The sequence below is a fragment of the Halomonas aestuarii genome (genome assembly GCF_001886615.1).
GTDB classification, from domain to species: Bacteria; Pseudomonadota; Gammaproteobacteria; order Pseudomonadales; family Halomonadaceae; genus Halomonas; species Halomonas aestuarii.
The window spans coordinates 609,811-632,286 of the sequence record NZ_CP018139.1 but is presented as its reverse complement, the minus strand read 5'-3'; the positions used below and the strand labels follow the sequence as shown (position 1 = coordinate 632,286).

The 22,476-nt window shown below is 68.0% G+C and carries 16 protein-coding genes; 8 read left to right on the top strand and 8 right to left on the bottom strand.

The genetic code is table 11. The annotated features are described in order from the left end of the window. Positions 1-27: 27 nt before the first annotated feature. The 4 genes from BOX17_RS17220 to BOX17_RS02865 form a co-directional block, all read right to left on the bottom strand. Positions 28-2,115, bottom strand: a complete 2,088-nt coding sequence (locus tag BOX17_RS17220; RefSeq protein ID WP_071941972.1) for a TonB-dependent receptor family protein — start codon at positions 2,113-2,115, stop codon at positions 28-30. A 104-nt stretch (positions 2,116-2,219) separates the two neighbouring features. Then, a complete protein-coding gene (locus tag BOX17_RS02875) occupies positions 2,220-4,019 on the bottom strand; it encodes a cation:proton antiporter (protein ID WP_071941971.1) in 1,800 nt (599 codons plus the stop codon). 79 nt (positions 4,020-4,098) lie between these two features. Beyond that, positions 4,099-4,299 (bottom strand): DUF2905 domain-containing protein, encoded by a 201-nt coding sequence (locus BOX17_RS02870; protein WP_071941970.1) that lies wholly within the window; start codon positions 4,297-4,299, stop codon positions 4,099-4,101. 79 nt (positions 4,300-4,378) lie between these two features. Continuing rightward, entirely contained in the window at positions 4,379-7,678 is a 3,300-nt protein-coding gene (locus BOX17_RS02865; protein WP_071941969.1) for an FAD-binding and (Fe-S)-binding domain-containing protein, read from the bottom strand. 207 nt (positions 7,679-7,885) lie between these two features. Here BOX17_RS02865 and serS point away from each other — a divergent pair, with 207 nt between their 5' ends. Further along, entirely contained in the window at positions 7,886-9,163 is a 1,278-nt protein-coding gene (gene serS / locus BOX17_RS02860; RefSeq protein ID WP_071941968.1) for a serine--tRNA ligase, read from the top strand. Positions 9,164-9,178: 15 nt separating this feature from the next. On the opposite strand, the gene BOX17_RS02855 is transcribed toward serS, so the two are convergent. Then, complete coding sequence (locus BOX17_RS02855; protein ID WP_071941967.1) at positions 9,179-9,958, bottom strand: SIMPL domain-containing protein; 780 nt, start codon at positions 9,956-9,958, stop codon at positions 9,179-9,181. A gap of 136 nt (positions 9,959-10,094) precedes the next feature. On the opposite strand from BOX17_RS02855, the gene BOX17_RS02850 reads away from it, so the two are divergent. Next, the gene (locus tag BOX17_RS02850; RefSeq protein WP_071941966.1) at positions 10,095-11,198 is read left to right on the top strand and encodes an AI-2E family transporter; all 1,104 of its coding nucleotides are present in this window, start codon (positions 10,095-10,097) and stop codon (positions 11,196-11,198) included. A gap of 61 nt (positions 11,199-11,259) precedes the next feature. Here the strand turns inward: BOX17_RS02850 and trxA are convergent, their stop codons facing one another. Then, entirely contained in the window at positions 11,260-11,583 is a 324-nt protein-coding gene (gene trxA, locus BOX17_RS02845; RefSeq protein ID WP_071941965.1) for a thioredoxin, read from the bottom strand. 233 nt (positions 11,584-11,816) lie between these two features. Between trxA and cysB the strand changes: the two genes are divergently transcribed. Beyond that, complete coding sequence (cysB, locus tag BOX17_RS02840; RefSeq protein WP_071941964.1) at positions 11,817-12,788, top strand: HTH-type transcriptional regulator CysB; 972 nt, start codon at positions 11,817-11,819, stop codon at positions 12,786-12,788. A 144-nt stretch (positions 12,789-12,932) separates the two neighbouring features. Next, a complete protein-coding gene (locus BOX17_RS02835; protein ID WP_071941963.1) occupies positions 12,933-14,327 on the top strand; it encodes an MBL fold metallo-hydrolase RNA specificity domain-containing protein in 1,395 nt (464 codons plus the stop codon). Between the two features lie 113 nt (positions 14,328-14,440). On the opposite strand, the gene BOX17_RS02830 is transcribed toward BOX17_RS02835, so the two are convergent. Together BOX17_RS02830 and pabB are read right to left on the bottom strand one after the other, a co-directional pair. After that, positions 14,441-15,187 carry a phosphoadenylyl-sulfate reductase gene (locus BOX17_RS02830; RefSeq protein WP_071941962.1) on the bottom strand — a complete coding sequence of 249 codons (747 nt, stop codon included), beginning with the start codon at positions 15,185-15,187 and terminating at the stop codon, positions 14,441-14,443. Between the two features lie 66 nt (positions 15,188-15,253). Further along, positions 15,254-16,663: an aminodeoxychorismate synthase component I gene (gene pabB / locus BOX17_RS02825; protein ID WP_071946576.1), complete on the bottom strand. Its 1,410-nt coding sequence runs from the start codon at positions 16,661-16,663 to the stop codon at positions 15,254-15,256. 238 nt (positions 16,664-16,901) lie between these two features. On the opposite strand from pabB, the gene BOX17_RS02820 reads away from it, so the two are divergent. The 4 genes from BOX17_RS02820 to acnD all read left to right on the top strand — a co-directional run bounded on the left by BOX17_RS02820 (position 16,902) and on the right by acnD (position 22,423). Next, positions 16,902-17,618, top strand: coding sequence for a GntR family transcriptional regulator (locus BOX17_RS02820; protein ID WP_071941961.1), 717 nt, complete (start codon positions 16,902-16,904; stop codon positions 17,616-17,618). A 29-nt stretch (positions 17,619-17,647) separates the two neighbouring features. After that, positions 17,648-18,538 (top strand): methylisocitrate lyase, encoded by an 891-nt coding sequence (prpB, locus tag BOX17_RS02815; RefSeq protein ID WP_071941960.1) that lies wholly within the window; start codon positions 17,648-17,650, stop codon positions 18,536-18,538. Positions 18,539-18,589: 51 nt separating this feature from the next. Next, a complete protein-coding gene (prpC, locus tag BOX17_RS02810) occupies positions 18,590-19,717 on the top strand; it encodes a bifunctional 2-methylcitrate synthase/citrate synthase (protein WP_071941959.1) in 1,128 nt (375 codons plus the stop codon). A gap of 75 nt (positions 19,718-19,792) precedes the next feature. Further along, positions 19,793-22,423, top strand: coding sequence for a Fe/S-dependent 2-methylisocitrate dehydratase AcnD (acnD, locus tag BOX17_RS02805; RefSeq protein WP_071941958.1), 2,631 nt, complete (start codon positions 19,793-19,795; stop codon positions 22,421-22,423). Positions 22,424-22,476 lie beyond the last annotated feature (53 nt).

Sequence of the window (22,476 nt, the reverse complement as noted above, 5' to 3'; positions counted from 1 at the left end):
GCTGTCGTTTCCGGCATCGACAGTGGTTCAGAAGCCGAGCTCGAGTCCCGCGAACCAGGTGGTGCCCGGCGCCGGCTCGTAGTAGCGCCCCCCGAAGGCATTGATGCGCACGTTCTCGTAGTAGTCCTCATCCAGCAGGTTGCGGACGCCGACGTTCAGCCCGAGCCTCGTGTTGCCGCCGCCCAGGCGCCAGGCGTCGCCGGCGCGCAGGTTGAACAGCCAGTGGCTGGGAATCTGCACCTCGTTGGCGTTGTCGGCATAGAAGGAGCCGTTGTACTGGGCTTCCAGGGTGGCGAAGCGCTCGCCGCTGCCGTACCAGGTCAGGCGATTCATCCACAGTCGGCTGGGCAGCCCGGGGAGGTCGTTGCCGTCGTAGCTGCCATCCTCGTCGCGGAATCGCTCGAACTCGTAGTCGGCCAGCGTCAGCGCACTGCTCAGCCGCCAATCCAGGCTGAGGTTCCAGTCCAGGCCGAGCTCGATGCCCTCCCGTCGGGTCTTGCCGGCATTCCTGTAGTAGTCGCGGCCATCCGAGGCCTGGAACTGGATCAGCTCGTCGTCGACGAGCACCGAGAAGGCCGCCAGGTCATAGGTCAGCCCGCTGCCCAGCCGTCCACGCAGACCGACCTCGCGATTCAGCGAGGTCTGCGGTTCGATGTCGGGATTGAAGCCGCCGCTGCCGTCCGAGGGGGCAAACTCGGTGAAGGTCGGGGTCTCGAAGGCGGTGCCGAGGGTGGCATAGAGCTGGTGGTCAGGATGAAAGCGGTAGCTCATCCCGAGGCTCCCGGTCCACTCGCGAAAGGTGCGGCTGCCGCTCTGGTCCGGGTCGTCGGCATCGACCAGACGGTCGTCGATGGTCATGCGCACGCTGTCGTGGCGGACCCCGGCACTCAGGTCGAGGCGCTCGGTCAGGCCCAGCTCGCTCTGCAGGAAGACCCCTGCCGACGTGGCGTTCTGCTGTTCGTTCGCGGTGACGCCCGTGACCTCGCCGGTGCCATCGACGCTGCGGCGTCCGCGGTCATCCTCCTGTCGGGCCACGTCGAGCCCCACCACGGTCCGTAGCGGGCGATTCGCCAGCGTCATCGGCAGGGTGTAGTCCAGGCTCCCGCCGTAGTAGTGGCGCTCGTAGTCGATCAGGCTGCTGCCGGGGAAGGGGAGCTGCTGCAGGAAGTCGCGTCGACTGACGAAGGCCCGGGCATTGAATTCCCCCTCCCCCATGGCGAGATCCTCGTAGTGCAGCCCGATCAGCTGCTGCTCGACCTCCTGACGAGAATCCAGGTCGATGGCGAAATCGCGGGCCTGACTGGGATCCTCGGCCACCTCCTCGGCCGTCAGGGCGCTGGGATCCTCGGCGCGCGGATTGTCGAGCACGTTGACCAGCGCGGAGAGGGTGCGATCGTCGTCGAGCCGGTAGCCCAGCCGGCCGTTGAGCAGGCGCTTCTTCACTTTGCTCTGCTCGCGATAGCCGTCGAAGTCCAGTGCCGACACGCTGATGCTGTGGATCCACCGATCGTATTCACCGCCGTTGCGAATGGCGAGCTTGCGGAAGTCGTGGCTGCCCCCCTGCAGGGTCACCACGGGCGAACGGACCAGCTCACTGCCGTCGCCGGTCTGGATATCCACCACGCCGCCCGCCGCATTGCCGTAAAGCACCGAGGAGGGGCCGCGTATGACCTCGATGCGCTCGGCGCTGTCCAGGTCCACGGCATCGACCTGGGCCTGGCCGTCCGGGAGGGTGTAGGGGAAGCCGTCGACCCGCACATGGATGCCGCGGATGCCGAAGGGGGCCCGGGCACCGAAGCCCCGAATGGCGATGCGCTGGCCCTGGGCAAAGTTGTCCCGGTTCTGGAGGAAGACGCCGGGTACCGTCACCAGGGCCTCGTCCAGACGCACGCCCTGCTGGCCCTGCTGGATATCCTCCCGGGTCAGGGCCGTGACGGCCGCCGGGGTGTCGTAGAGGTCCCGGGCGAGTCTCGGGGCGGTCACCGTGATGGTGGGCAAGGCCTCGCTGGCCGAGGGGACGCGAGTGTCCTCCTGTCGGTCGGGGTCTTCGCTGGTCTGCCCCCAGGAGAGGGTGCTCCAGCAGGCCAGCAGCAGGAGCGTGAAACGATACGGCATGAGCTCATCCCTTATTATGGTTATGGGGGACAATCATCGGGCACGACCGAAGTGTAGTCAGCTTGTCCGGCCGGCAGGTCGACGTTCTGTCTACGCAAGTCCCTTCAGAAGGCGGGAGAGTCGGAGTAGACCAGGCTGATCAGGGTCTCCCCCGGCTGTGGTTCGAGCGGAGACTGGTCGCTGGCGACGCGGACCTTCTGCTGGGCATCGATGCAGAACAGCGGCATCAGGCGATGCGCATGGGTCGCGACATAGGCGTCGAAGTCGAAGGCCTGGTGCAGACGTGTCGTTCTCACCTCCGCCCCCTGGGCCACCAGGCTCGCCAGCTGGCTCCAGGTCACCTGCTGGCCGAACAGGCGGGGAAGGTCGGCCAGTTGCCGGGGCCGCTCCCTCGCGTCGTCACGCTCCCCGTCGACCGCCAGCTGGAAGACCTTGCCATGCCCCAGCACTCCCTCGAAGTGCAGGGCGGCCAGGTCGTTCTGTTCGCGGTAGGGGGAGAGGGGCAGGAAGTGGCCCAGGCCGGTCATCTCCAGATGCTCCCGGGCATGCGCCGAGGTCGGGTTGCCGAAATAGGTCGGCAGTCCGGCCATGCGGGCGTCCTCGAGGGCATCCCGGTCGTGGTCACAGAGACGCACGGCGACGCCAGCCTCCTGCAGTGCCTGGCCCATGGCACGCGCGACAGGGTTGGCGCCCAGGATCAGGAACCCTCGCGGCGGCGGGGTCGTGACGCCCAGGGCGCCGGCGAGGGGGCGGGAGAGTAGTCCCTGAACCACCACCGTGGCGATGATCACCATGAAGGTCACCGGCACCAGCATCTCGGCGCCCGCCAGGCCCTGGGCCTCGAGCTTGAGGGCGAACAGCGAGGCCACCGCCGCCGCCACGATGCCCCTTGGCGAGACCCAGGCCAGCAGCGCCTTCTCCCGCCAGTCGAGCCCGCTGCCCGCGGTGCAGAGCCACACGGTCAGCGGACGCGCCACCAGCATCAGCACCCCCAGATAGGCCCAGGCCGGCCAGCCCAGCAGGGCCAGTTGATCGAGGCCGAGCCGCGCGGCAAGCAGGATGAAGAGGCCCGAGATCAGCAGCACCGACAGGGTCTCCTTGAACTCGACGATGGGCCCGGTGGGCACCCGCTGCATGTTGGCCATCCAGACGCCCATCACCGTGACGGTCAGCAGGCCGGACTCGTGGAAGAGCTGGTTGGAGAGGGTATAGAGCGTCAGCATGACCATCAACGTGCCGAAGCTGTGCAGCTGGCGAGGCAGCCAGTGGTGACGAAGCACGCACCCCCAGAGGTAGCCGCCGATGCCCCCCAGGCCGAAGCCGATCAGCGCCGTCAGGCCGAACAGCCCCAGGGTGTGAGTGAAGGCATCCCCGGAGGCGCCGATCACCACGTACTCGTAGACCAGCACTGCGCCGATGGCGCCGATGGGGTCGATGAGGATGCCCTCCCAGCGCAGGATCTGGGTCAGGGACTGCCTGGCGCGCAGGGTCTCGAGCAGTGGCAGCACGACGGTGGGGCCGGTGACCACCAGCAGGGCACCGAGCACGCTGGCCATCCCCCACGACAGGTCGAGCAGCCAGCGGGCTGCCATGGCACTGATCACGGCCGTGATCAGCACGCCCCATGTCACCAGGCGACGCACCGTATGGCCGTGCCCGCGCAGCTCGGCGAAGCTCAGGGTCAGGCTGCCCTCGAAGAGAATCACCGCCACGGCCAGCGAGACCAGCGGAAAGAGCAGGTCGCCGAGGAGGGCGTCGGGGTCCAGCAGGCCGGTGATCGGTCCGACCAGGATGCCGATGATCAGCAGCGGCAGGATGGCGGGCACCTTGAGCCGCCAGGCGAGCCACTGACAAGCGAGGGAGAGGAGACCGATGCCGGTGAGCAGGACGGCGGGGCTTTCCATGGCGAGCTTCCTGGCGTGGGGCAGTCTGCAGATTAGTCACCGCCGATGGATCGCACAATCGCCGCGGCCGAGCCTCGGGTCAGCGCTGGAACAGCCACAGGAGCGCCGAGACCACCAGGCTGACCAGGATCATGGTGGTGATCGGGACGTAGACGGTGACATGCTCGCGGCGGATCACGATGTCGCCGGGCAGGTGACCGAAGGGCAGCCTCGACAGCCAGGGCCAGAGCAGGCCGATGGCGACGATCAGCAGGCCGACGAGGATCAGGGTGCGGTTCATGGATGCGCCTCCTGCTCGCGCGGTGTCCGCGCGACTCGGCGCCCACCGGCCGCATCGCCGGTGGGCGCTGGTGGTCGGCTCAGCCGGCGCGGCGCAGGGTCTCGAGCAGGGCCTGCAGCGGGTGGGGCAGGGCCTGGTCCGAGAACCGCCTGGCCTGGGTGCGACAGGAGTAGCCGGTGGCGAGCAGCCTTCCGCGGTTGGCCGCATCTTCCACCAGCGGCTGCCAGGACTGGGCGTAGATGGTCCGGGAGGTCTCGAGGTTGCGCGCCTCGTGGCCGTAGGTGCCGGACATGCCGCAGCAGCCGGTGGCGACCAGCTCGAGGTCCAGGCCGAAGGCGGCGAACAACTGCTGCCAGGCCCGGGGGCTGCCCGCGGCGTTGGTCTTCTCGGTGCAGTGGGAGAGCAGCCGGTAGCCTGGGTCCTCGACGTCGAGGCCCGCGGGGGCGAGGCGAGCCGCCAGGGTGGATGACTGGGTCACCAGCCACTCCTGCAGCATCAGCACCTCGGGTACCGCGTCAGGCCCCAGCGCCTTCACGTACTCCTGGCGGTAGGTCAGGGTCATGGCCGGGTCGATGCCGACCAGGGGCACCCCGAATCGGGCCAGCGTCGTCAGGCGACGGGCCTGCCGCTCGGCGGTGCGCGAGAACGCCCCCTGGAAGCCCTGGACGTCCAGGGGCTTGCCGTTGGGCGCGAAGGGCGCCACGAAGACCCGCACGTCCAGCCTCGAGAGCAGCTCGACGATGTCCATGACCAGCCGCGCCTCGAAGTGGCTGGTGAAGGCGTCCTGGACGAGCACCACGCTCCTGGCCTTCTGGGCCTCGGTGAGCAGGCCGAGCGAGGTCGGCGTGGCCTCCGCCACGCCCCAGGCGGCGAGCTGCTTCTTGAGGCTGGCGCGGGAGAGCCGGGGGCTGTCCACCAGGCCGATCGGGCCGGCCAGCAGCCGGTCGACCAGGCGGTTGCCCAGGGCGGCGTTGTAGAGCGGGGCAACGCGGGAGAGCGTGGGCAGCAGGAACTCCATGCCGCCCACCAGGTAGTCCCGCAGCGGGCGCAGGTAGCGGCCATGGTAGGCCTCGAGGAAGCGCGAGCGGGAGTCCGGCACGTTGATCTTCACCGGGCATTGGCCGGCGCAGGATTTGCAGGCCAGACACCCGGCCATGGCGTCGTAGACCTGATGGGAGAAGTCGGCTTCCCGGCCCCGGCGCCAGGTGTTGAGGGCGCGGCGGGGGAAGCGCTTGACGAACCCCCAGGCGCCCTCGGCCCGCTGCCGGCGGGACTCCTCCACCGGGTCGATGCCGGCCTCGCCCTGCAGGCGCAGCCACTCGCGGATCAGGCTCGCGCGCCCCTTGGGCGAGTGGACGCGGTCGCGGGTGGCCTTCCAGGAGGGGCACATGGCGTCGTTTGGGTCGTAGTTGTAGCAGGCGCCGTTGCCGTTGCAGTAGACGGTGGCGGCGTGGGACTGCCATACCCGCTCGTCGATGGTGCGGTCGAGCTGGCCGCGGGTGGGCACCCCGTCGATGGCCAGCAGGCCGGGATCCACGAACTTGACCGGTTTGGCCTTGGTCGCCTCGGATGTGGCAACGCCTCCCGCACCCGTGCTATCGGGGGAGGGCCCCGGGGTGCCGGACCATCGCGAAGGCGATGTGAACCCCTCCTTGGGCGCTACATTTGCCCTCCCTGGCAAATGACCTTCGCTGCGACCTGCCCCCGATTCCCCGTCGTCGTGGAAGGACTGATCAGGGTGACTGCCGAAGGGCGTCGCGATCTTGCCGGGATTGAGCTGGTTGTGGGGATCGAAGGCCGCCTTGACCCGCTGCAGGCTGGGGTAAAGCTCGCCGAAGAAGGCCGGCGAGTACTCCGAGCGCACGCCCTTGCCGTGCTCGCCCCAGAGCAGGCCGCCATAGCGCCGGGTGAGCTCGACGACCTCGTCGGAGACCTCGCGGATCAGCCGTTCCTGCTCGGGGTCCTTCATGTCGATGGCCGGACGTACGTGGAGCACCCCGGCATCCACATGGCCGAACATGCCGTACGAGAGGCCTCGGGCGTCGAGGGCGGCGCGGAACTCGGCGATGAAGTCCGCCAGGTGCTCGGGGGGCACCGCGGTGTCCTCGACGAAGGGGATCGGGCGCTTCTCGCCGCGGGCGTTGCCTAGGAGTCCCACGGCGCGCTTGCGCATGCCGTAGACCCGCTGGATCGCGTTGCGGCCCTCGGCCAGGGTGTAGCCGAGCCGCTCGACGGTGGCATCCTGCTCCAGGTGGCGGCAGAAGGCGTCGACCCGCTCGGCCAGGCGCCCGGGGTCGTCGTCGTTGAACTCGATGAGGTTGATGCCGCGCACCGGGGTGTCGCCGGCCGGAAAGAACTCGGCGACGCTGTCCCAGACGAAGTCCTCCATGGCCAGCAGCAGCACGGTGTCGTCCACCGTCTCTATGGAGGTGGGCGTCGAATCGCTTCCCATCAGGGCCTTGGCGTCGCGCAGGGCCTCCATGAAACCCGCATAGCGCACGTTGACCAGGGTCGAGTGCCGCGGGATCGGCAGCACGTTGAGCACCGCCTCGTCGAGCAGGCCGAGCGACCCCTCGGAGCCGCACAGCAGGCTGTTGAGGTCCAGGCGACCCTCTCCGTCCCTCAGGTGCGCCAGGTCGTAGCCGGTCAGGCAACGGTTGAGCGGCGGGAAGGTGGCGTCGATCAGCGCGCTCTGGGTGTCGATGATCTCCCGGGCGGTGCGATAGGCGGCCCCCGTCACGTCGTCGCGCTCGCACAGCGGCCCGAGCTCATCGTCTGTCACCGGTCGGCTGACCAGCCGCTCGCCGCCGAGCAGCACGGTCTCGAGCTCGAGCACGTGGTCGCGGGTCTTGCCGTACTCGCAGCTGCCCTGGCCGCTGGCGTCGGTGGAGATCATGCCGCCGATGGTGGCGCGGTTGGAGGTCGAGAGGTCCGGGGCGAAGAAGAGCCCATGGGGCTTCAGGGCGGCGTTGAGCTGGTCCTTGACCACCCCGGCCTGGACGCGCACCCGGCGCTTCTCGGCGTCGATGTCGAGGATCGCGTTCATGTGCCGCGAGACGTCCACCACCAGGCCGTCGGTGAGCGACTGGCCGTTGGTGCCGGTGCCGCCGCCGCGCGGCGCGAGGACCACCCCACGGTGCTCCTCGCGCCCGGCCAGGCGGGCGAGGCGCTCGAGGTCGGCGCCGTGCCGCGGGCTGAGCACTGCCTGGGGCAGGCGCTGGTAGATGGAATTGTCGGTGGCGAGCACCGTGCGGGTGGCATGGTCCGGGGTGATCTCGCCCTCGAAGCCCTCGGCCTCCAGGGCCTCCAGGAAACGCAGGTAGTGGGCGTCGGGGCCCGGCAGGGTGCTGGCGTCAGCGGTGTCCAAGCGTGCGATCATGGTGTCGTGTTCAATCGTGGTGCCGCCGCGACGGGGTCGGGCGGAGAAGAGGGGATGGGCCTACTCTACCGCGACAGGGCGGTGCCGCGCACCCCGCGGGCCCCGCCGCGTGGCGCTCCTGCCGCCTTTTGCCTACAATGGGCCGCCTGATTTTCATCGGCCGATCTTCACCGACCGCCCTTCACCGACTGCAACGGACTGGATGCCATGCTCGATCCCAAACTGCTGCGCAGCGACCTCGACGCGGTCGCCCAACGACTGGCCACCCGGGGCTACGACCTCGATACCGGGCGCCTCGAGGCGCTGGAGTCGCGGCGCCGCGAGCTGCAGGCCGAGACCGAGTCCCTGCAGAACGAGCGCAACACCCGCTCCAAGGCGATCGGCAAGGCCAAGGCCCAAGGCGAGGACATCCAGCCGCTGCTGGACGAGGTGAGCGACCTGGGCGACCGGCTCGACGCCGCCAAGGCCCGCCTTGCCGAGGTGCAGGCCGAGTGGGACACCCTGGTCAGCGGCATCCCCAACCTGCCCCACGAGAGCGTGCCGGAAGGGCAGAGCGAGGAGGAGAACGTCGAGCTCCATCGTTGGGGCACGCCCCGGACCTTCGAGTTCGAGGTGCGCGACCACGTCGACCTGGGGGCGCTCAAGGGCGACCTGGACTTCGAGCTGGCGGCGAAGCTCACCGGCTCCCGCTTCGCCGTGATGCGCGGTCCCATCGCGCGGCTGCACCGGGCGCTTACCCAGTTCATGCTCGACAAGCAGACGCTCGAGCATGGCTACGAGGAGTGCTACGTCCCCTACATGGTCAACGAGGCATCGCTGCACGGCACCGGCCAGCTGCCGAAGTTCGGCGAGGACCTCTTCCGCCTGGACGACGAGCGCGGCTACCACCTGATTCCCACCGCCGAGGTGCCGCTGACCAACTTCGCTAGGGACGAGATCCTCGAGCACAAGGCGCTGCCGGTGCGGCTGACCGCCCACACGCCCTGCTTTCGCAGCGAGGCGGGCTCCCACGGTCGCGACACCCGGGGCATGATCCGCCAGCACCAGTTCGACAAGGTCGAGATGGTGCAGATGGTCGAGCCGGAGAAGAGCTACGAGGCCCTTGAGGAGATGCGCGGCCATGCCGAGTCGATCCTCCAGGCGCTGGGCCTGGCCTATCGAGTGGTCACCCTGTGCACCGGCGACATGGGCTTCGGCGCGGCCAAGACCTATGACCTGGAGGTGTGGATGCCGAGCCAGGAGACCTACCGCGAGATCTCCTCGATCTCCAACTGCGAAGCGTTCCAGGCCCGTCGCATGCAGGCGCGCTTCCGCCATCCGGACCAGAAGAAGCCGCAGCTGCTGCACACCCTCAACGGGTCCGGCCTGGCGGTGGGGCGCTGCCTGATCGCGGTGATGGAGAACCACCAGAACGCCGACGGCTCGATCACCGTGCCCGAGGCGCTGCGCGCCTACATGGGCGGTGTGGAGACCATCAACCTCTGAGCGTCTGGCGCGGCGCTACTCGATCGCCCAGCTGACGCTGACCCCGGCATCGATGGTGATGGTGCCCGGGCGGTACTCCGCCGCGGGGGCCCTCTCCATGGTGTCGGCACTCATGGCCATCATCCGCGGCTGGAACACCGGCGAGCGGGTCTCGCTCACGGCGATCACCTCGCCCAGGGCGACGCCCAGGGTTTCGGCCATAAGGTCGGCCTTGTGGCGAGCCTTCTCCAGTGCCTTGACCAGCGCCCTGTCGGTGGCGGCGTCTCGGTCGGCCAGGTCGTAGCTGACGCCGTCCAGGGCATTCACGCCGGCCTCGGTCAAGGCGTCTAGCAGCCCCGGCAGTCGCGCGAGATCATCGACCTCGATGCGCAGGGGACGCTCGAGGCGGGTGCGTACCCGGTCCTCTCGTTCGCCGTTGTTACCCCGCAGGGCTGGCAGGTGCTGCGGCTGCACCTGCAGCGAGCCGGCGGTGATCGACTCGCGCTCCACGCCCTGCGCTTCCAGATGTCGGATCAGGTCGGCCGCGCGGGTCTCCAGGCGTTCGCGCGCCTCGCGCAGGGCACCGGCGTCCCGGTCGACGTCGTCCTCCCGGGCAACGGCCGGGGTGTGTTCCCAGAGGCGGGCATTGAGGGTGGCGCGGTCCGGCACGACCTGCAGTTCGGCCTCGGCCTGGACATCCAGGCGGTGGGGCAACTCCGCGGCCAGGGCGCCGGACATCGTCGGCGGCGCGGCCATCGACATCAGTGCGGCCAGGGCCGGGACGAGCAGCGGGCGCAGGGGGCGGGCGTGTGGCATGGGGCTCTCCTTGTTCCTTGTTTGTCGCCTGGCGGACACCCGCCTTCGAGCCCGACGGTCGAGGATGGTTCCGGTACCTTGCAATTGATCCGTGTCCCGGCATCATGAGCGGACATCAACGGCCGTGAGACCGGGCATGCCCCACCCTCCTGACAGCGAGCAGCAGAACATCCCCCTCAACCTGACCCTGGCCCTGGCGGCCCTGGTGGTGATCGTGGCCGGCATGCGAGCGGGCGCCAGCCTGCTGGTGCCCCTGCTGCTGTCGCTCTTCATCGCCGTGATCTGCACGGCGCCGGTGCAGTGGCTCAATCGCCTCGGCCTGAGCCTGCGCCTATCGGTGTGGCTGACCCTGGTGGTGATCGGCGGCTTCCTCTCCTTGCTCGGGGTGCTGCTGGTCAACAGCTTCGATACCTTCATCGACGCGCTGCCGGGCATCGAGCAGAAGCTCTATCAGTACTACCTGGGGCTGCTCGACGGGCTCTCCGCCGTGGGCCTGGCCATCGACACCGACCGGCTGGCGGAACTGCTGGATGCCGACAAGTTCAGCAACTGGATCCCCGCGCTGATCGGCCAGGTGGGCAACCTGATGATGCAGAGCGTCGTCGTGGCGCTGCTGGTGATCTTCCTGCTCTTCGAGACCCTGAACTTCCGGGACAAGATCTCGCGCGCCCTGGTCAACCCGGCCCCGAGCCTCAGGCGCTTCAGCGAGTTCAGCCGCACGCTCAAGCGCTATCTGGCCGTGAAGACGCTGATCAGCCTGGCGACGGGTGCCCTGATCTGGCTCTCCTGCAAGCTGCTGGGGGTGGAGTTCCCCCTGCTGTGGGCGGTGCTTGCCTTTGCGCTGAACTACATCCCCAACATCGGCTCGGCCATCGCGGCTGTGCCGCCGGTCCTGCTGCTGCTGGTCTCCCCGCAGGGCGGGCTGTTCGACGCCCTGGTCCTCTCCGCGGCCTACCTGGGCGTGAACTTCGTGATGGGGAACATCATCGAGCCCAGGGTCATGGGGCGTGCCCTGGGGCTCTCCACCTCGGTGGCCTTCCTCTCCCTGGTGGTCTGGGGCTGGGTCTTCGGCGCCGCGGGCATGCTGCTCTCGGTGGTGCTGACCATGACCCTGAAGATCGCCCTGGACAGTCATCCGCAGACCCGCTGGATCGCCCACCTGCTGGGCCCGGCGGTCGGGTCGCCGCTCGACCAGGCCGACCGGCCGATCTCGGAACGCAACGACGAGGGCGAGGAGTAGGGGCCGAAACGACGTCGCCCCGGCCGTGGCCGGGGCGACGAGGCGTCGGAACAGCGCCTGATCAGGCGTTCTGTTCGATGAACTGGGTCAGCTGCGACTTGGACTGGGCACCGACCAGGGAGGCGACCTTGGTGCCGGACTTGAACAGCATGACGGTGGGCACACCGCGCACCCCCTGCTCGGCGGCGATTTCCGGGGCGTCGTCCACATTGATGCTGACGACCTTGAGGTTGCCGTCGCGCTCCTCGGCGACCTCGTCGACCACCGGTGCCATCACCTTGCACGGACCGCACCACGGGGCCCAGAACTTCAGCAGTACCGGCGCATCCGCCTTCAGGACTTCCTGCTCGAAGTTGGCATTGGTGACATCGACGTTGTTGGCCATGTGATTCTCCAGTTTCGTTGCGCTACATCGAGCGGATGGTGGGGCGCGCAGGGCACGCCCGGTCGGACGATGTTAGCGGTCGTCGGGAGTGCTGGCAAATTCCCGCGGGTCATTCGGGCGCCGGGTCGCGGTTGTGCCGGCCCTGGCAGGTTATGCTATAAAGTGATTGTGGGTAATTTACTTATGTCCTTTGGGTATTCCAAGGGCATCATGACACGCGAGGGAGGGCGGCCATGAAGCTTCAGCAGCTGCGTTACATCTGGGAGGTGTCGCGCCACAACCTCAACGTCTCGGCCACTGCCCAGAGCCTCTTTACCTCTCAGCCTGGCATCTCCAAGCAGATCCGCCTGCTCGAGGATGAACTCGGTGTCGAGATCTTTGCCCGCAGCGGCAAGCACCTGACCCGCATTACCCCGGCGGGGCAGGCGATCATCGAACTCGCCGGGCAGGTGCTGAGGCTTGCCGAGAACATCAAGGAGGTCGCGCAAGAGCACAGCGACGAGCGTCGCGGCAGCCTGTCCATCGCCACCACCCATACCCAGGCGCGCTATGCGCTTCCGCCGGTGATCCGCGACTTCACCCTGAAGTACCCCGATGTGGCCCTGCACATGCAGCAGGGCACCCCCAAGCAGATCGCCCAGATGGTCAGCGACGGCCAGGCGGACTTCGCCATCGCCACCGAATCCCTCGAGCTCTTCAACGACCTGGTCCTGCTGCCCTGCTATCGCTGGAACCGCTGCGTGCTGGTTCCCCAGGGGCATCCGCTCGCCGAGCTCGAGACCCTGACGCTGGAGGCCCTGGCGGAGTACCCGCTGGTCACCTACGTGTTCGGCTTCACCGGACGCTCCCAGCTCGACGATGCCTTCCGCGCTCGCGGGCTGACGCCGAACGTGGTGCTCACCGCCGCCGATGCCGACGTGATCAAGACCTACGTGAGGCTCGGCATGGGCGTGGGCATCGTGGCGCACATGGCCGTGGATGACGAACATGACACCGACCTGGTGGCGCTGGAGGCCGGTCACCTGTTCGAGAGCTCCACCACCAAGATCGGTATCCGTCGCGGCACCTTCATGCGCGGCTACATGTACGACTTCCTGGAGGGCTTCGCCGGCCACCTCGACCGGGACCTGGTGGACGCGGCACTGGTGGCCGGCCCCCGCCACGAGCAGGGGCTGTTCGACAATATCGAGCTGCCGGTTCGCTGAGCCCCGCCGGGCCCCGCCTTCCAGTCCTTCGGTTCTCCTTCCCTCCTCGCCGCGACCATGCGCGCGGCATCCCGACGCGCGCATGGCGTTCCCGACGTATGCTGTTGTGGAGACGAGGCGTCTGGACGGCAAGGAGGGTGCAGCATGAGGATCTCGTTCCATGGGGCCGATCGGGGGGTGACCGGCTCCTGCCATCTGGTGGAGTGCGCGGGGACGCGCCTGCTGATCGACTGCGGGCTCTATCAGGGGGGACACTCCCTGGAGGAGGAGAATGCCGAGCCCTTCGGCTTCGATCCCGCCGATATCGACCTGCTGCTGCTGACCCACGCCCACCTGGATCATTGTGGACGGATTCCGCTGCTGGTCCGCCGGGGCTTCGAGGGGGAGATCATCACGACCCCCGCCTCCCGCGAGCTGGCGAGGCTCGTGATGCTCGACGCGGCCGGTCTCCAGGAGGAGGAGGCGGCGCGCAACAATCGCCGCGCGTCGCGGCATGGTCGCAAGCGGCGCAAGGAGGAGGTCCCGCTCTTCACCGTCCTGGATGCCCTGAACAGCCTGGATGCCTTCGGGCGATCCGCGCAGTACGGCGAGCGCCTGTCCCTGGCGCCGGGCATCCATGCCACCTTCCTCGATGCCGGCCATATCCTGGGGTCGGCCAGCATCCTGCTGGAGCTGGAGGAGGAGGGCGAGCGACGCCGGGTCCTCTTCTCCGGGGATATCGGCAATGGTGGACGTCCCCTGCTGGATGATCCCGAGGTGGCCACGGACCTGGACGTCATCGTGATGGAGACCACCTACGGGGATCGCGATCACAAGGCCATGCAGCCCACCGTCGATGAGCTCTACGAGGTCATCAACGAGACCTTCCGGCGCGGCGGCAACGTGATCATTCCGACCTTCGCCATGGAGCGCGCCCAGGAACTGCTCTACTTCCTACGCGCGGGGGTCGAGAGCGGGCGCCTCTCCCAGTCCACGCAGGTCTTCCTGGATTCGCCCATGGCGATATCCGCCACGGAGATCTTCCGGCGCCATCAGGAGGCGTACGGGGACGCGACGGCGGCGCTATTCCAGTCGGGCGAGGACCCCTTCCAGCTTCCCGGCCTGCATTTCACCCGCGAGACCGCGGCCTCGATGTCCCTCAACCGGATCGGGGGCGGTGCCGTGATCATGGCGGGGTCGGGCATGTGCACCGGGGGGCGGATCCGTCACCATCTCAAGCATCACCTGTGGCGCCGGGACAGCAGCATCATCTTCGTCGGCTTCGCGGCCCAGGGGACACTGGCACGACGCATCATCGATGGTGCCTCCACCATCCGTCTCTTCGGCGAGGAGATCCCCGTCCAGGCCAGTGTGCATACCATCAACGGCTTTTCCGCCCACGCCGACCAGCGGGAGCTGCTCGACTGGTACCGCCGGACGGGGGGCGCGAGCATCACCTACCTGGTGCACGGTGACGAGGACGCCATGGCCCATTTCGCCACCCTGCTGGAGGGTACCGAGGTGCGCATGCCGGCGCTGCATGCCGGCCATGACCTCTGACGGGGTCGCCTGTCGTCAGGACGACGGGCCTCGACGACGACAGGGCGCCCCGAGGGGCGCCCTGTCACGTCATGGGGGAGCGGAAAAGGAGAGTGGAAAGGGAAGCGGACGACTCAGGAGGTCGTGGTGGCCTGCGGTGTCAGGTTCACGGCATGCAGGCCGCACTCCTTGCCGTCCTGGTCCTCCCACCACCAGCGACCCTCGCGCTCGTGCTGGCCGGGCAGGGTGGGGCGGGTGCAGGGCTCACATCCGATGCTGACGTAGCCGCGCTCATGCAGGGCGTTGTAGGGCACGTCGAACATGCGGATGTAGGTCCAGACGTCCTCGCTGGTCCAGTGGGTCAGCGGGTTGATCTTGACGAGCGGGGCGGCCTCGCTGCCGAAGGCGCTGTCGCGCTCCGCCACCTGGAGGCTTGAACGGGTACCCGGGCTCTGGTCGCGGCGCTGACCGGAGACCCACACCGGCAGGCCCGCCAGGCGACGGCGCAGGGGGGCCACCTTGCGCACCCCGCAGCACTCCTGGTGCCCGTCCCGATAGAAGCTGAACAGCCCCTTCTCGCGCACGAGGGCCTGCACGGCCTCGGTGTCGGGGACGCGCACGTCGATGTCGATGCCGTAGTGGTCGCGCACCCGCTCGATGAAGGCGTAGGTCTCGGCATGCAGCCGACCGGTGTCCAGCGAGAAGACGTGCACGTCTTCCTTGGGCGCGACCTTCAGGGCCAGGTCGATCAGCACCACGTCCTCGGCACCGGAGAAGGAGATCGTCAGCTCGCCGAAGGCCTTGTAGGCGGCGCGCAGGATCTCCTTGGGGTGCTCCCGGTCGTGTTCGAGGACGAAGCGGTTGGGGTCGAAGGACGTCATGGCGATCTCGGATGTCGATATTGCCGCTACCCTAGCAGAGCCGCCGATCCCTTCCCCAATACTGATTCATTGGATATCTATTCCTGAATTGACTAATTGGAAGTCTTTCTTATTCCATTTGTCACCAGGTTCGGGCGTCGTCAGCGCACGCATCAGGTGGAGGATCTTGTCCAGGGTCTCCCGGTATTCGTCGTCGCCTCGTGAGTCGGCCACCAGGCCGCCCCCGCCCCACAGGTGAAGTCGTCCTCCCTCGGCCACCACGCTGCGGATGGCGATGGAGGTGTCCATCCGGCCGCGCACGTCGACATAGCCCAGGCTCCCGCAGTAGGCGCTGCGCCGGCTGGGCTCCAGCTCGTCGATGATCTGCATGGCGCGGACCTTGGGGGCGCCGGTGATGGAGCCCCCGGGAAAGGCGGCGGCCAGCAGGTCCAGGGGCCGCTGGCCGGCCTTCAGGTTGCCGGTGATCACGCTGACAAGGTGATGGACGTTGGCGTAGCTCTCCAGGCCGCAGAGCTGCGGCACCCGCACGCTGCCGGGCCGGCAGACCCGGCCCAGGTCGTTGCGCAGCAGGTCGGTGATCATCACGTTCTCGGCCCGATCCTTGAGGCTCTCCTCGAGCTCGCCAGCCAGGCGCCGGTCCTCCTCGGGCGTGGCGCCGCGCGGCCGAGTGCCCTTGATCGGCCGGGCCTCGACTTGGCCCTCCCGGCAGAGCAGGAAGCGCTCCGGCGACAGCGAGAGGATCGCCCTGTCGCCCCAGGCCTGGTAGCCGGCGTAGGGGGTGGGAGTGGCCTCCCGCAGTCGACGATAGGCCCCCCAGAGATCGCCCTCGAAGGGGGCGCTGAAACGCTGGGCGAGGTTGATCTGGTAGCAGTCGCCGGCGCGGATATAGGCCTGCACGGTGTGAAAGCGGGCCAGGTAGTCGTCGCGACTGAGCTCGGCCGTGAAGGGCGCGGTCAGGCGGAAGGCGCCGGCGGGGCGAGCCGCCGTCTCGAGCCACGCGAGCACCTGGGCGCGCCGCGCGGCACGGGCCACCAGCCAGCTCTGTCGGCGGTCGTGGTCCTGGATCAGCGCCCAGTCATAGAGGCCGACCCGGCTGGCCGGCAGCCCGACGGCCGGCTGCGACCGACCCGCCACCGGCTCGAGCCGCTGTCCCAGGTCGTAGCTCCAGTAGCCGATCAGCCCGCCGAGGAACGGCAGGTCGCTGTCCGGGACCTCGCCGGGCAGTCGGTCGAGCAGCGCCTGCTGGGCGTCGAAGGGGGAGAGATCCGCCAGGGCCGGGTCGCCACTGACGCGCCCGTCGCCATCGACCTCGAGCAGGGCCAGGGGGTCGCAGCTGAGGATGTCGTAGCGACCGCCCGGCGCCGTCGGTCGCCCACTGTCGAGCAGCACGGCACCCGGCCTGTCGCGCAGCACCGCGAAATAGCCGAGCGGGTCCTCGTGATAGGGCAGGGGGGTGATCTCGAGCGGAGGTGTCATCAAGGCGTCTTCCCGAAACAGGGCGTCCATTCTAGGCATCGCGAGCCGGCTTGTCCCTCCCGACGCTGCACCATCCTCGATCCTGCCCCCCGGCCGGAGAGCACACATTGTCGACACACGCCGGATCATGGCTCGGGTTGTCTACAACCAAAGGTGTATGCATTCCGCCTGATGGTGTATTGACCCCGGGAAAGGCAGCGCCTAAAGTTCTTCTATCATTTAATTGTCGACAATCGCCATGACCTCAGTCGCATCGGAACAGGCCGCCGTCCCCGAAGTCCGCACCCTGGCGGAGCGTGTCTTCCAGCAGTTGCAGGACGCCATCGTCAGGGGCGAGCTGGCCCCCGGCAGCAAGATCACCGAGCCGGGTCTCTCGCGGACCTACGGGATCTCGCGGGGGCCCCTGCGCGAGGCCATGCGTCGGCTGGAGTCGCATCGGCTGATCGAGCGGGTGCCCCACGTCGGCGCGCGGGTGGTCAAGCTCTCCATGCAGGAGCTGCTCGAGCTGTTCGATGTGCGCGAGGCCCTGGAAAGCATGGCCGCACGCCTCGCCGCCGAGCACATGACCGCCCCGGAGATCGCCGGGCTGCGCGAGGTGCTCGCCGTCCACGAGCGCCAGGCCGACCTGCGTAGTGGCGAGGCCTACTACCAGCGAGAGGGGGATCTGGACTTCCATTTCCGTATCGTCCAGGGCAGCCACAACAAGATGCTGATGGGCATGCTCTGCGACGACCTCTACTACCTGGTGCGGCTCTATCGTACCCAGTTCAGTGCCAGCGGCACGCGCCCGCAGCGTGCCTTCGTCGAACACCACCGCATCGTCGACGCCATCGAGGCCGGTGACGCCGAACTGGCGGAGCTGCTGATGCGACGCCACGTCAGCGCTTCCCGGACCAACGTCGTCGAGCGCTATGCGGCATCCCTTGAACCGCAGGAAAGCGAGACGTCCTCCTGAGGCGCTCGGACAACATACGGAGACCATCCATGACTCAACCGACTCCCGGCGCTCGCTTCCGCGCCGCCCTCGAGGCCAATCGTCCGCTGCCCATCGTCGGCACCATCAATGCCTATACCGCCATGATGGCCCAGCGGGTCGGCCACCAGGCGATCTACCTCTCCGGCGGCGGGGTGGCCAACGCTTCCTACGGCCTGCCGGACCTGGGCATGACCACCATGAACGACGTTGTCGAGGATGCCCACCGCATCTGCGGCGCCACCGACGTGCCGCTGCTGGTGGACATCGATACCGGCTGGGGCGGCGCCTTCAACATCGCCCGCACCGTCAAGGAGATGCAGCGCGCCGGCGTGGCCGCCGTCCATCTCGAGGACCAGGTGGCGCAGAAGCGCTGCGGCCACCGTCCCAACAAGGAGATTGTCACCAAGCAGGAGATGGTCGACCGCATCAAGGCCGCCGCCGACGCCAAGCTTGATCCGGACTTCTACCTGATCGCCCGCACCGACGCCTTCCAGAAGGATGGCCTGGATGCGGCCATCGAGCGGGCCAACGCCTGCATCGAGGCGGGGGCCGACGCCATCTTCGCCGAGGCGGTGCACACCCTGGACGACTACCGGGCCTTCTGCGAGCGCGTCGATGCGCCGATCCTGGCCAACATCACCGAGTTCGGTGCCACGCCGCTCTTCTCCCAGCAGGAGCTCGGCGAGGTGGGATGCCGCATGGTGCTCTACCCGCTGTCGGCCTTCCGCGCCATGAACGCCGCGGCCCTCAAGGTCTACCAGAGCATCCACGACAACGGGCACCAGCGCGACGTGGTCGAGCTGATGCAGACCCGCGACGAGCTCTACGACTTCCTCAACTACCACGACTTCGAGCGCAAGCTCGACGCGCTGTTCGCGGAGAAGGGCGGCGACGCGTGACGCGGCCCGGCACCCCATACCGATAAGAATCGACTCACAAGGAGACACGACATGGCAGATAAACCCTCCAGCGGCGCCGGCCTGCGCGGCCAGAGTGCAGGCACCACGGCCCTGTGCACCGTCGGCAAGACCGGTTCCGGGCTGACCTATCGCGGCTTCGACGTCAAGGAGCTGGCCGAGAAGGCGAAGTTCGAGGAAGTGGCCTACCTGCTGCTCAAGGGCAAGCTGCCCAACCAGGCCGAGCTCGACGCCTACATCACCAAGCTCAAGGGCCTGCGCGGCCTGCCCCAGGCGCTGAAGACCGTGCTGGAGCAGATCCCCAGGGACGCGCATCCCATGGACGTGATGCGCACCGGCGCCTCGATGCTCGGCAACCTCGAGACCGAGGAGAGCTTCGACCAGCAGCAGGACGTCTCCGACCGCCTGCTGGCCGCGCTGCCGTCGATCATCTGCTACTGGTACCGCTTCAGCCACGACGGCGTGCGCATCGAGACCGAGACCGACGACGCGTCGGTGGGCGGGCACTTCCTGCACCTGCTGCGCGACGAGCCAGCCTCCGAGCTCCACGCCCGGGTGATGAACGTCTCGCTGATCCTCTACGCTGAGCACGAGTTCAACGCCTCGACCTTTACCGCCCGCGTCTGTGCCTCCACCCTGTCGGACATGCATTCCTGCGTGACCGGTGCTATCGGCTCGCTGCGCGGTCCGCTGCACGGCGGGGCCAACGAGGCGGCCATGGCGATGATCGAGAACTGGACGTCGCCGGACGAGGCCGAGCGCGAGATCATGGGCATGCTCGAGCGCAAGGACAAGATCATGGGCTTCGGCCATGCCATCTACCGCGAGTCCGACCCGCGCAACGCCATCATCAAGCACTGGTCCCAGAAGCTCGCCCAGGATGTGGGCGACAGCGTGCTCTATCCGGTTTCCGAGCGCGTCGAGGCGGTGATGTGGCGCGAGAAGAAGCTGTTCTGCAACGCCGACTTCTTCCACGCCAGTGCCTACTACTTCATGGACATCCCGACCAAGCTGTTCACGCCGATCTTCGTCTGCTCGCGCGTCACCGGCTGGTGTGCCCATGTCTTCGAGCAGCGCGCCAACAACCGCATCATTCGCCCGAGTGCCGATTACGTCGGCCCCGAGAAGAGCGAATGGGTGCCCATCGAGGAGCGCGACTGACCCGGCCAGTCGGGGCGACCGTCCGGCGGTCGCCCCGTTTTCCTCTAATCACTCGACGACTTCCCGACGGACGCCATGAACACTGACTACCGCAAGCCCCTACCCGGTACCGAGCTGGACTATTTCGACACCCGTGCGGCCGTCGACGAGATCCAGCCCGGTGCCTACGACACCCTTCCCTACACCTCGCGCGTGCTGGCCGAGCAGCTGGTGCGACGCTGCGACCCGGCCATGCTGACCGATTCGCTCAAGCAGCTGATCGAGCGCCGGCGCGACCTGGACTTCCCCTGGTATCCGGCCCGCGTGGTCTGCCACGACATCCTTGGCCAGACGGCCCTCGTGGACCTCGCCGGCCTGCGCGACGCCATCGCCGAGAGGGGCGGCGACCCGGCCAAGGTCAACCCGGTGGTGCCGACCCAGCTGATCGTCGACCACTCCCTGGCCGTCGAGCACGCCGGCTTCGACAAGGATGCCTTCGACAAGAACCGCGCCATCGAGGATCGGCGTAACGAGGATCGCTTCCACTTCATCGAGTGGACCAAGACGGCCTTCGAGAACGTCGACGTGATCCCTGCCGGCAACGGCATCATGCACCAGATCAACCTCGAGAAGATGTCGCCGGTGGTGCAGGCCCGCCCAGACGAGAATGGAAAGCGCGTGGCCTTCCCGGACACCTGCGTGGGGACCGACAGCCACACCCCGCATATCGACTGCCTGGGCGTGATCGCGATCGGTGTGGGGGGGCTGGAGGCCGAGACCGTGATGCTGGGCCGTCCCTCCATGATGCGCCTGCCGGACATCGTCGGCGTGGAGCTGACCGGCAAGCGTCAGCCCGGCATCACCGCGACGGATATCGTCCTGGCCATCACCGAGTTCCTGCGCAAGGAGCGGGTGGTTGGCGCCTACCTGGAGTTCTTCGGTGAGGGCGCCGCGAGCCTGACCATCGGCGACCGCGCCACCATCTCCAACATGACGCCCGAGTACGGGGCCTCCGCGGCGATGTTCTACATCGACGACCAGACCCTCGACTACCTCAGGATCACGGGTCGCGAGCCGGAGCAGGTCGAGCTGGTCGAGACCTATGCCAAGCAGACTGGCCTGTGGGCCGACAGCCTGACCGAGGTGAAGTACGAGCGGGTGCTGACCTTCGACCTGTCCACCGTGGAGCGCAATCTGGCCGGCCCGTCCAATCCGCACCGTCGCCTGCCTACCAGTGCCCTGCACGATCGCGGTATCGCCGTGAACTACGACAAGGCCCAGGCGGAGGAGCGGGCGGGCAGGATGCCCGACGGCGCGGTGATCATCGCCGCCATCACCAGCTGCACCAACACCTCCAACCCTCGCAACGTGGTGGCCGCAGGCCTGCTGGCCAAGAAGGCCAACGAGCTGGGGCTTATTCGCAAGCCCTGGGTGAAGTCCTCCTTCGCGCCGGGCTCCAAGGTGGCACGCCTCTACCTGGAGGAGGCCGGGCTGCTGCCCGAGCTGGAGAAGCTCGGTTTCGGCATCGTCGCCTACGCCTGCACCACCTGCAACGGCATGTCCGGCGCCCTGGACCCCGAGATCCAGCAGGAGATCATCGACCGCGATCTCTACTCCACCGCAGTGCTCTCCGGCAATCGCAACTTCGATGGCCGTATCCACCCCTACGCCAAGCAGGCCTTCCTGGCCTCGCCGCCACTGGTGGTGGCCTACGCCATCGCCGGCACCGTGCGCTTCGACATCGAGCAGGACGTGCTGGGCACCGACCAGAACGGCAACCCGGTCACCCTCAAGGACCTCTGGCCCTCCGACGAGGAGATCGATGCGATCGTCGCCGAGTTCGTCAGGCCGGACCAGTTCAAGCAGGTCTATATCCCGATGTTCGACCTGGACGCCTTCGAGAAGGCCGAGAGCCCGCTCTACGACTGGCGCCCGCAAAGCACCTATATCCGTCGCCCGCCCTACTGGGAAGGCAACATGGCGGCCGTTCGTGCCCTCAAGGGGATGCGGCCGCTGGCGGTGTTGCCGGACAACATCACCACCGACCACCTGTCGCCGTCCAACGCCATCATGATGGACAGCGCGGCCGGCGAGTACCTGCACAAGATGGGCCTGCCGGAGGAGGACTTCAATTCCTACGCCACCCACCGCGGCGACCACCTCACCGCGCTGCGGGCGACCCTGGCCAACCCCAAGCTGTTCAACGAGATGGTGCGTGACGAGAACGGCGAGGTGCGGCAGGGGTCGCTGGCGCGTATCGAGCCGGAAGGCAAGGTGACCCGCATGTGGGAAGCCATCGAGACCTACATGGACCGCAAGCAGCCGCTGATCATCGTCGCCGGCGCCGACTACGGCCAGGGCTCGTCGCGGGACTGGGCCGCCAAGGGGGTGGCACTGGCCGGGGTGGAGGCGATCGTCGCCGAGGGCTTCGAGCGCATCCACCGCACCAACCTGATCGGCATGGGCGTGATGCCCCTGCAGTTCGAGGAGGGCACCACCCGCCACACGCTGCAGCTCGACGGCACCGAGACCTACGACGTCGAGGGCACGCCGGCACCGCGCGCCACCCTCGAGCTGGTGATCCATCGCAAGAACGGCGAGGTCGACCGGGTGCCGGTCGTCTGCCGACTGGACACCGCCGAGGAAGTGACCGTCTATTCCGCCGGTGGCGTCCTGCAGCGTTTCGCCCAGGACTTCCTGGAGTCCGAGGTCGAGGCGGTCGACTGAGGGCTGGTGGCGCGGCCCGGCTTCCTGGCCGGGCCGCGCCGATCGGGTGACGT

What these genes read in the sequence shown, in the direction of transcription:
- BOX17_RS17220 (WP_071941972.1), bottom strand. Translation starts at nt 2,115, where the DNA reads ATGCCGTATCGTTTCACGCTCCTGCTGCTGGCCTGCTGGAGCACCCTC.
- BOX17_RS02875 (WP_071941971.1), bottom strand. Translation starts at nt 4,019, where the DNA reads ATGGAAAGCCCCGCCGTCCTGCTCACCGGCATCGGTCTCCTCTCCCTC.
- BOX17_RS02870 (WP_071941970.1), bottom strand. Translation starts at nt 4,299, where the DNA reads ATGAACCGCACCCTGATCCTCGTCGGCCTGCTGATCGTCGCCATCGGC.
- BOX17_RS02865 (WP_071941969.1), bottom strand. Translation starts at nt 7,678, where the DNA reads ATGATCGCACGCTTGGACACCGCTGACGCCAGCACCCTGCCGGGCCCC.
- serS (WP_071941968.1), top strand. Translation starts at nt 7,886, where the DNA reads ATGCTCGATCCCAAACTGCTGCGCAGCGACCTCGACGCGGTCGCCCAA.
- BOX17_RS02855 (WP_071941967.1), bottom strand. Translation starts at nt 9,958, where the DNA reads ATGCCACACGCCCGCCCCCTGCGCCCGCTGCTCGTCCCGGCCCTGGCC.
- BOX17_RS02850 (WP_071941966.1), top strand. Translation starts at nt 10,095, where the DNA reads ATGCCCCACCCTCCTGACAGCGAGCAGCAGAACATCCCCCTCAACCTG.
- trxA (WP_071941965.1), bottom strand. Translation starts at nt 11,583, where the DNA reads ATGGCCAACAACGTCGATGTCACCAATGCCAACTTCGAGCAGGAAGTC.
- cysB (WP_071941964.1), top strand. Translation starts at nt 11,817, where the DNA reads ATGAAGCTTCAGCAGCTGCGTTACATCTGGGAGGTGTCGCGCCACAAC.
- BOX17_RS02835 (WP_071941963.1), top strand. Translation starts at nt 12,933, where the DNA reads ATGAGGATCTCGTTCCATGGGGCCGATCGGGGGGTGACCGGCTCCTGC.
- BOX17_RS02830 (WP_071941962.1), bottom strand. Translation starts at nt 15,187, where the DNA reads ATGACGTCCTTCGACCCCAACCGCTTCGTCCTCGAACACGACCGGGAG.
- pabB (WP_071946576.1), bottom strand. Translation starts at nt 16,663, where the DNA reads ATGACACCTCCGCTCGAGATCACCCCCCTGCCCTATCACGAGGACCCG.
- BOX17_RS02820 (WP_071941961.1), top strand. Translation starts at nt 16,902, where the DNA reads ATGACCTCAGTCGCATCGGAACAGGCCGCCGTCCCCGAAGTCCGCACC.
- prpB (WP_071941960.1), top strand. Translation starts at nt 17,648, where the DNA reads ATGACTCAACCGACTCCCGGCGCTCGCTTCCGCGCCGCCCTCGAGGCC.
- prpC (WP_071941959.1), top strand. Translation starts at nt 18,590, where the DNA reads ATGGCAGATAAACCCTCCAGCGGCGCCGGCCTGCGCGGCCAGAGTGCA.
- acnD (WP_071941958.1), top strand. Translation starts at nt 19,793, where the DNA reads ATGAACACTGACTACCGCAAGCCCCTACCCGGTACCGAGCTGGACTAT.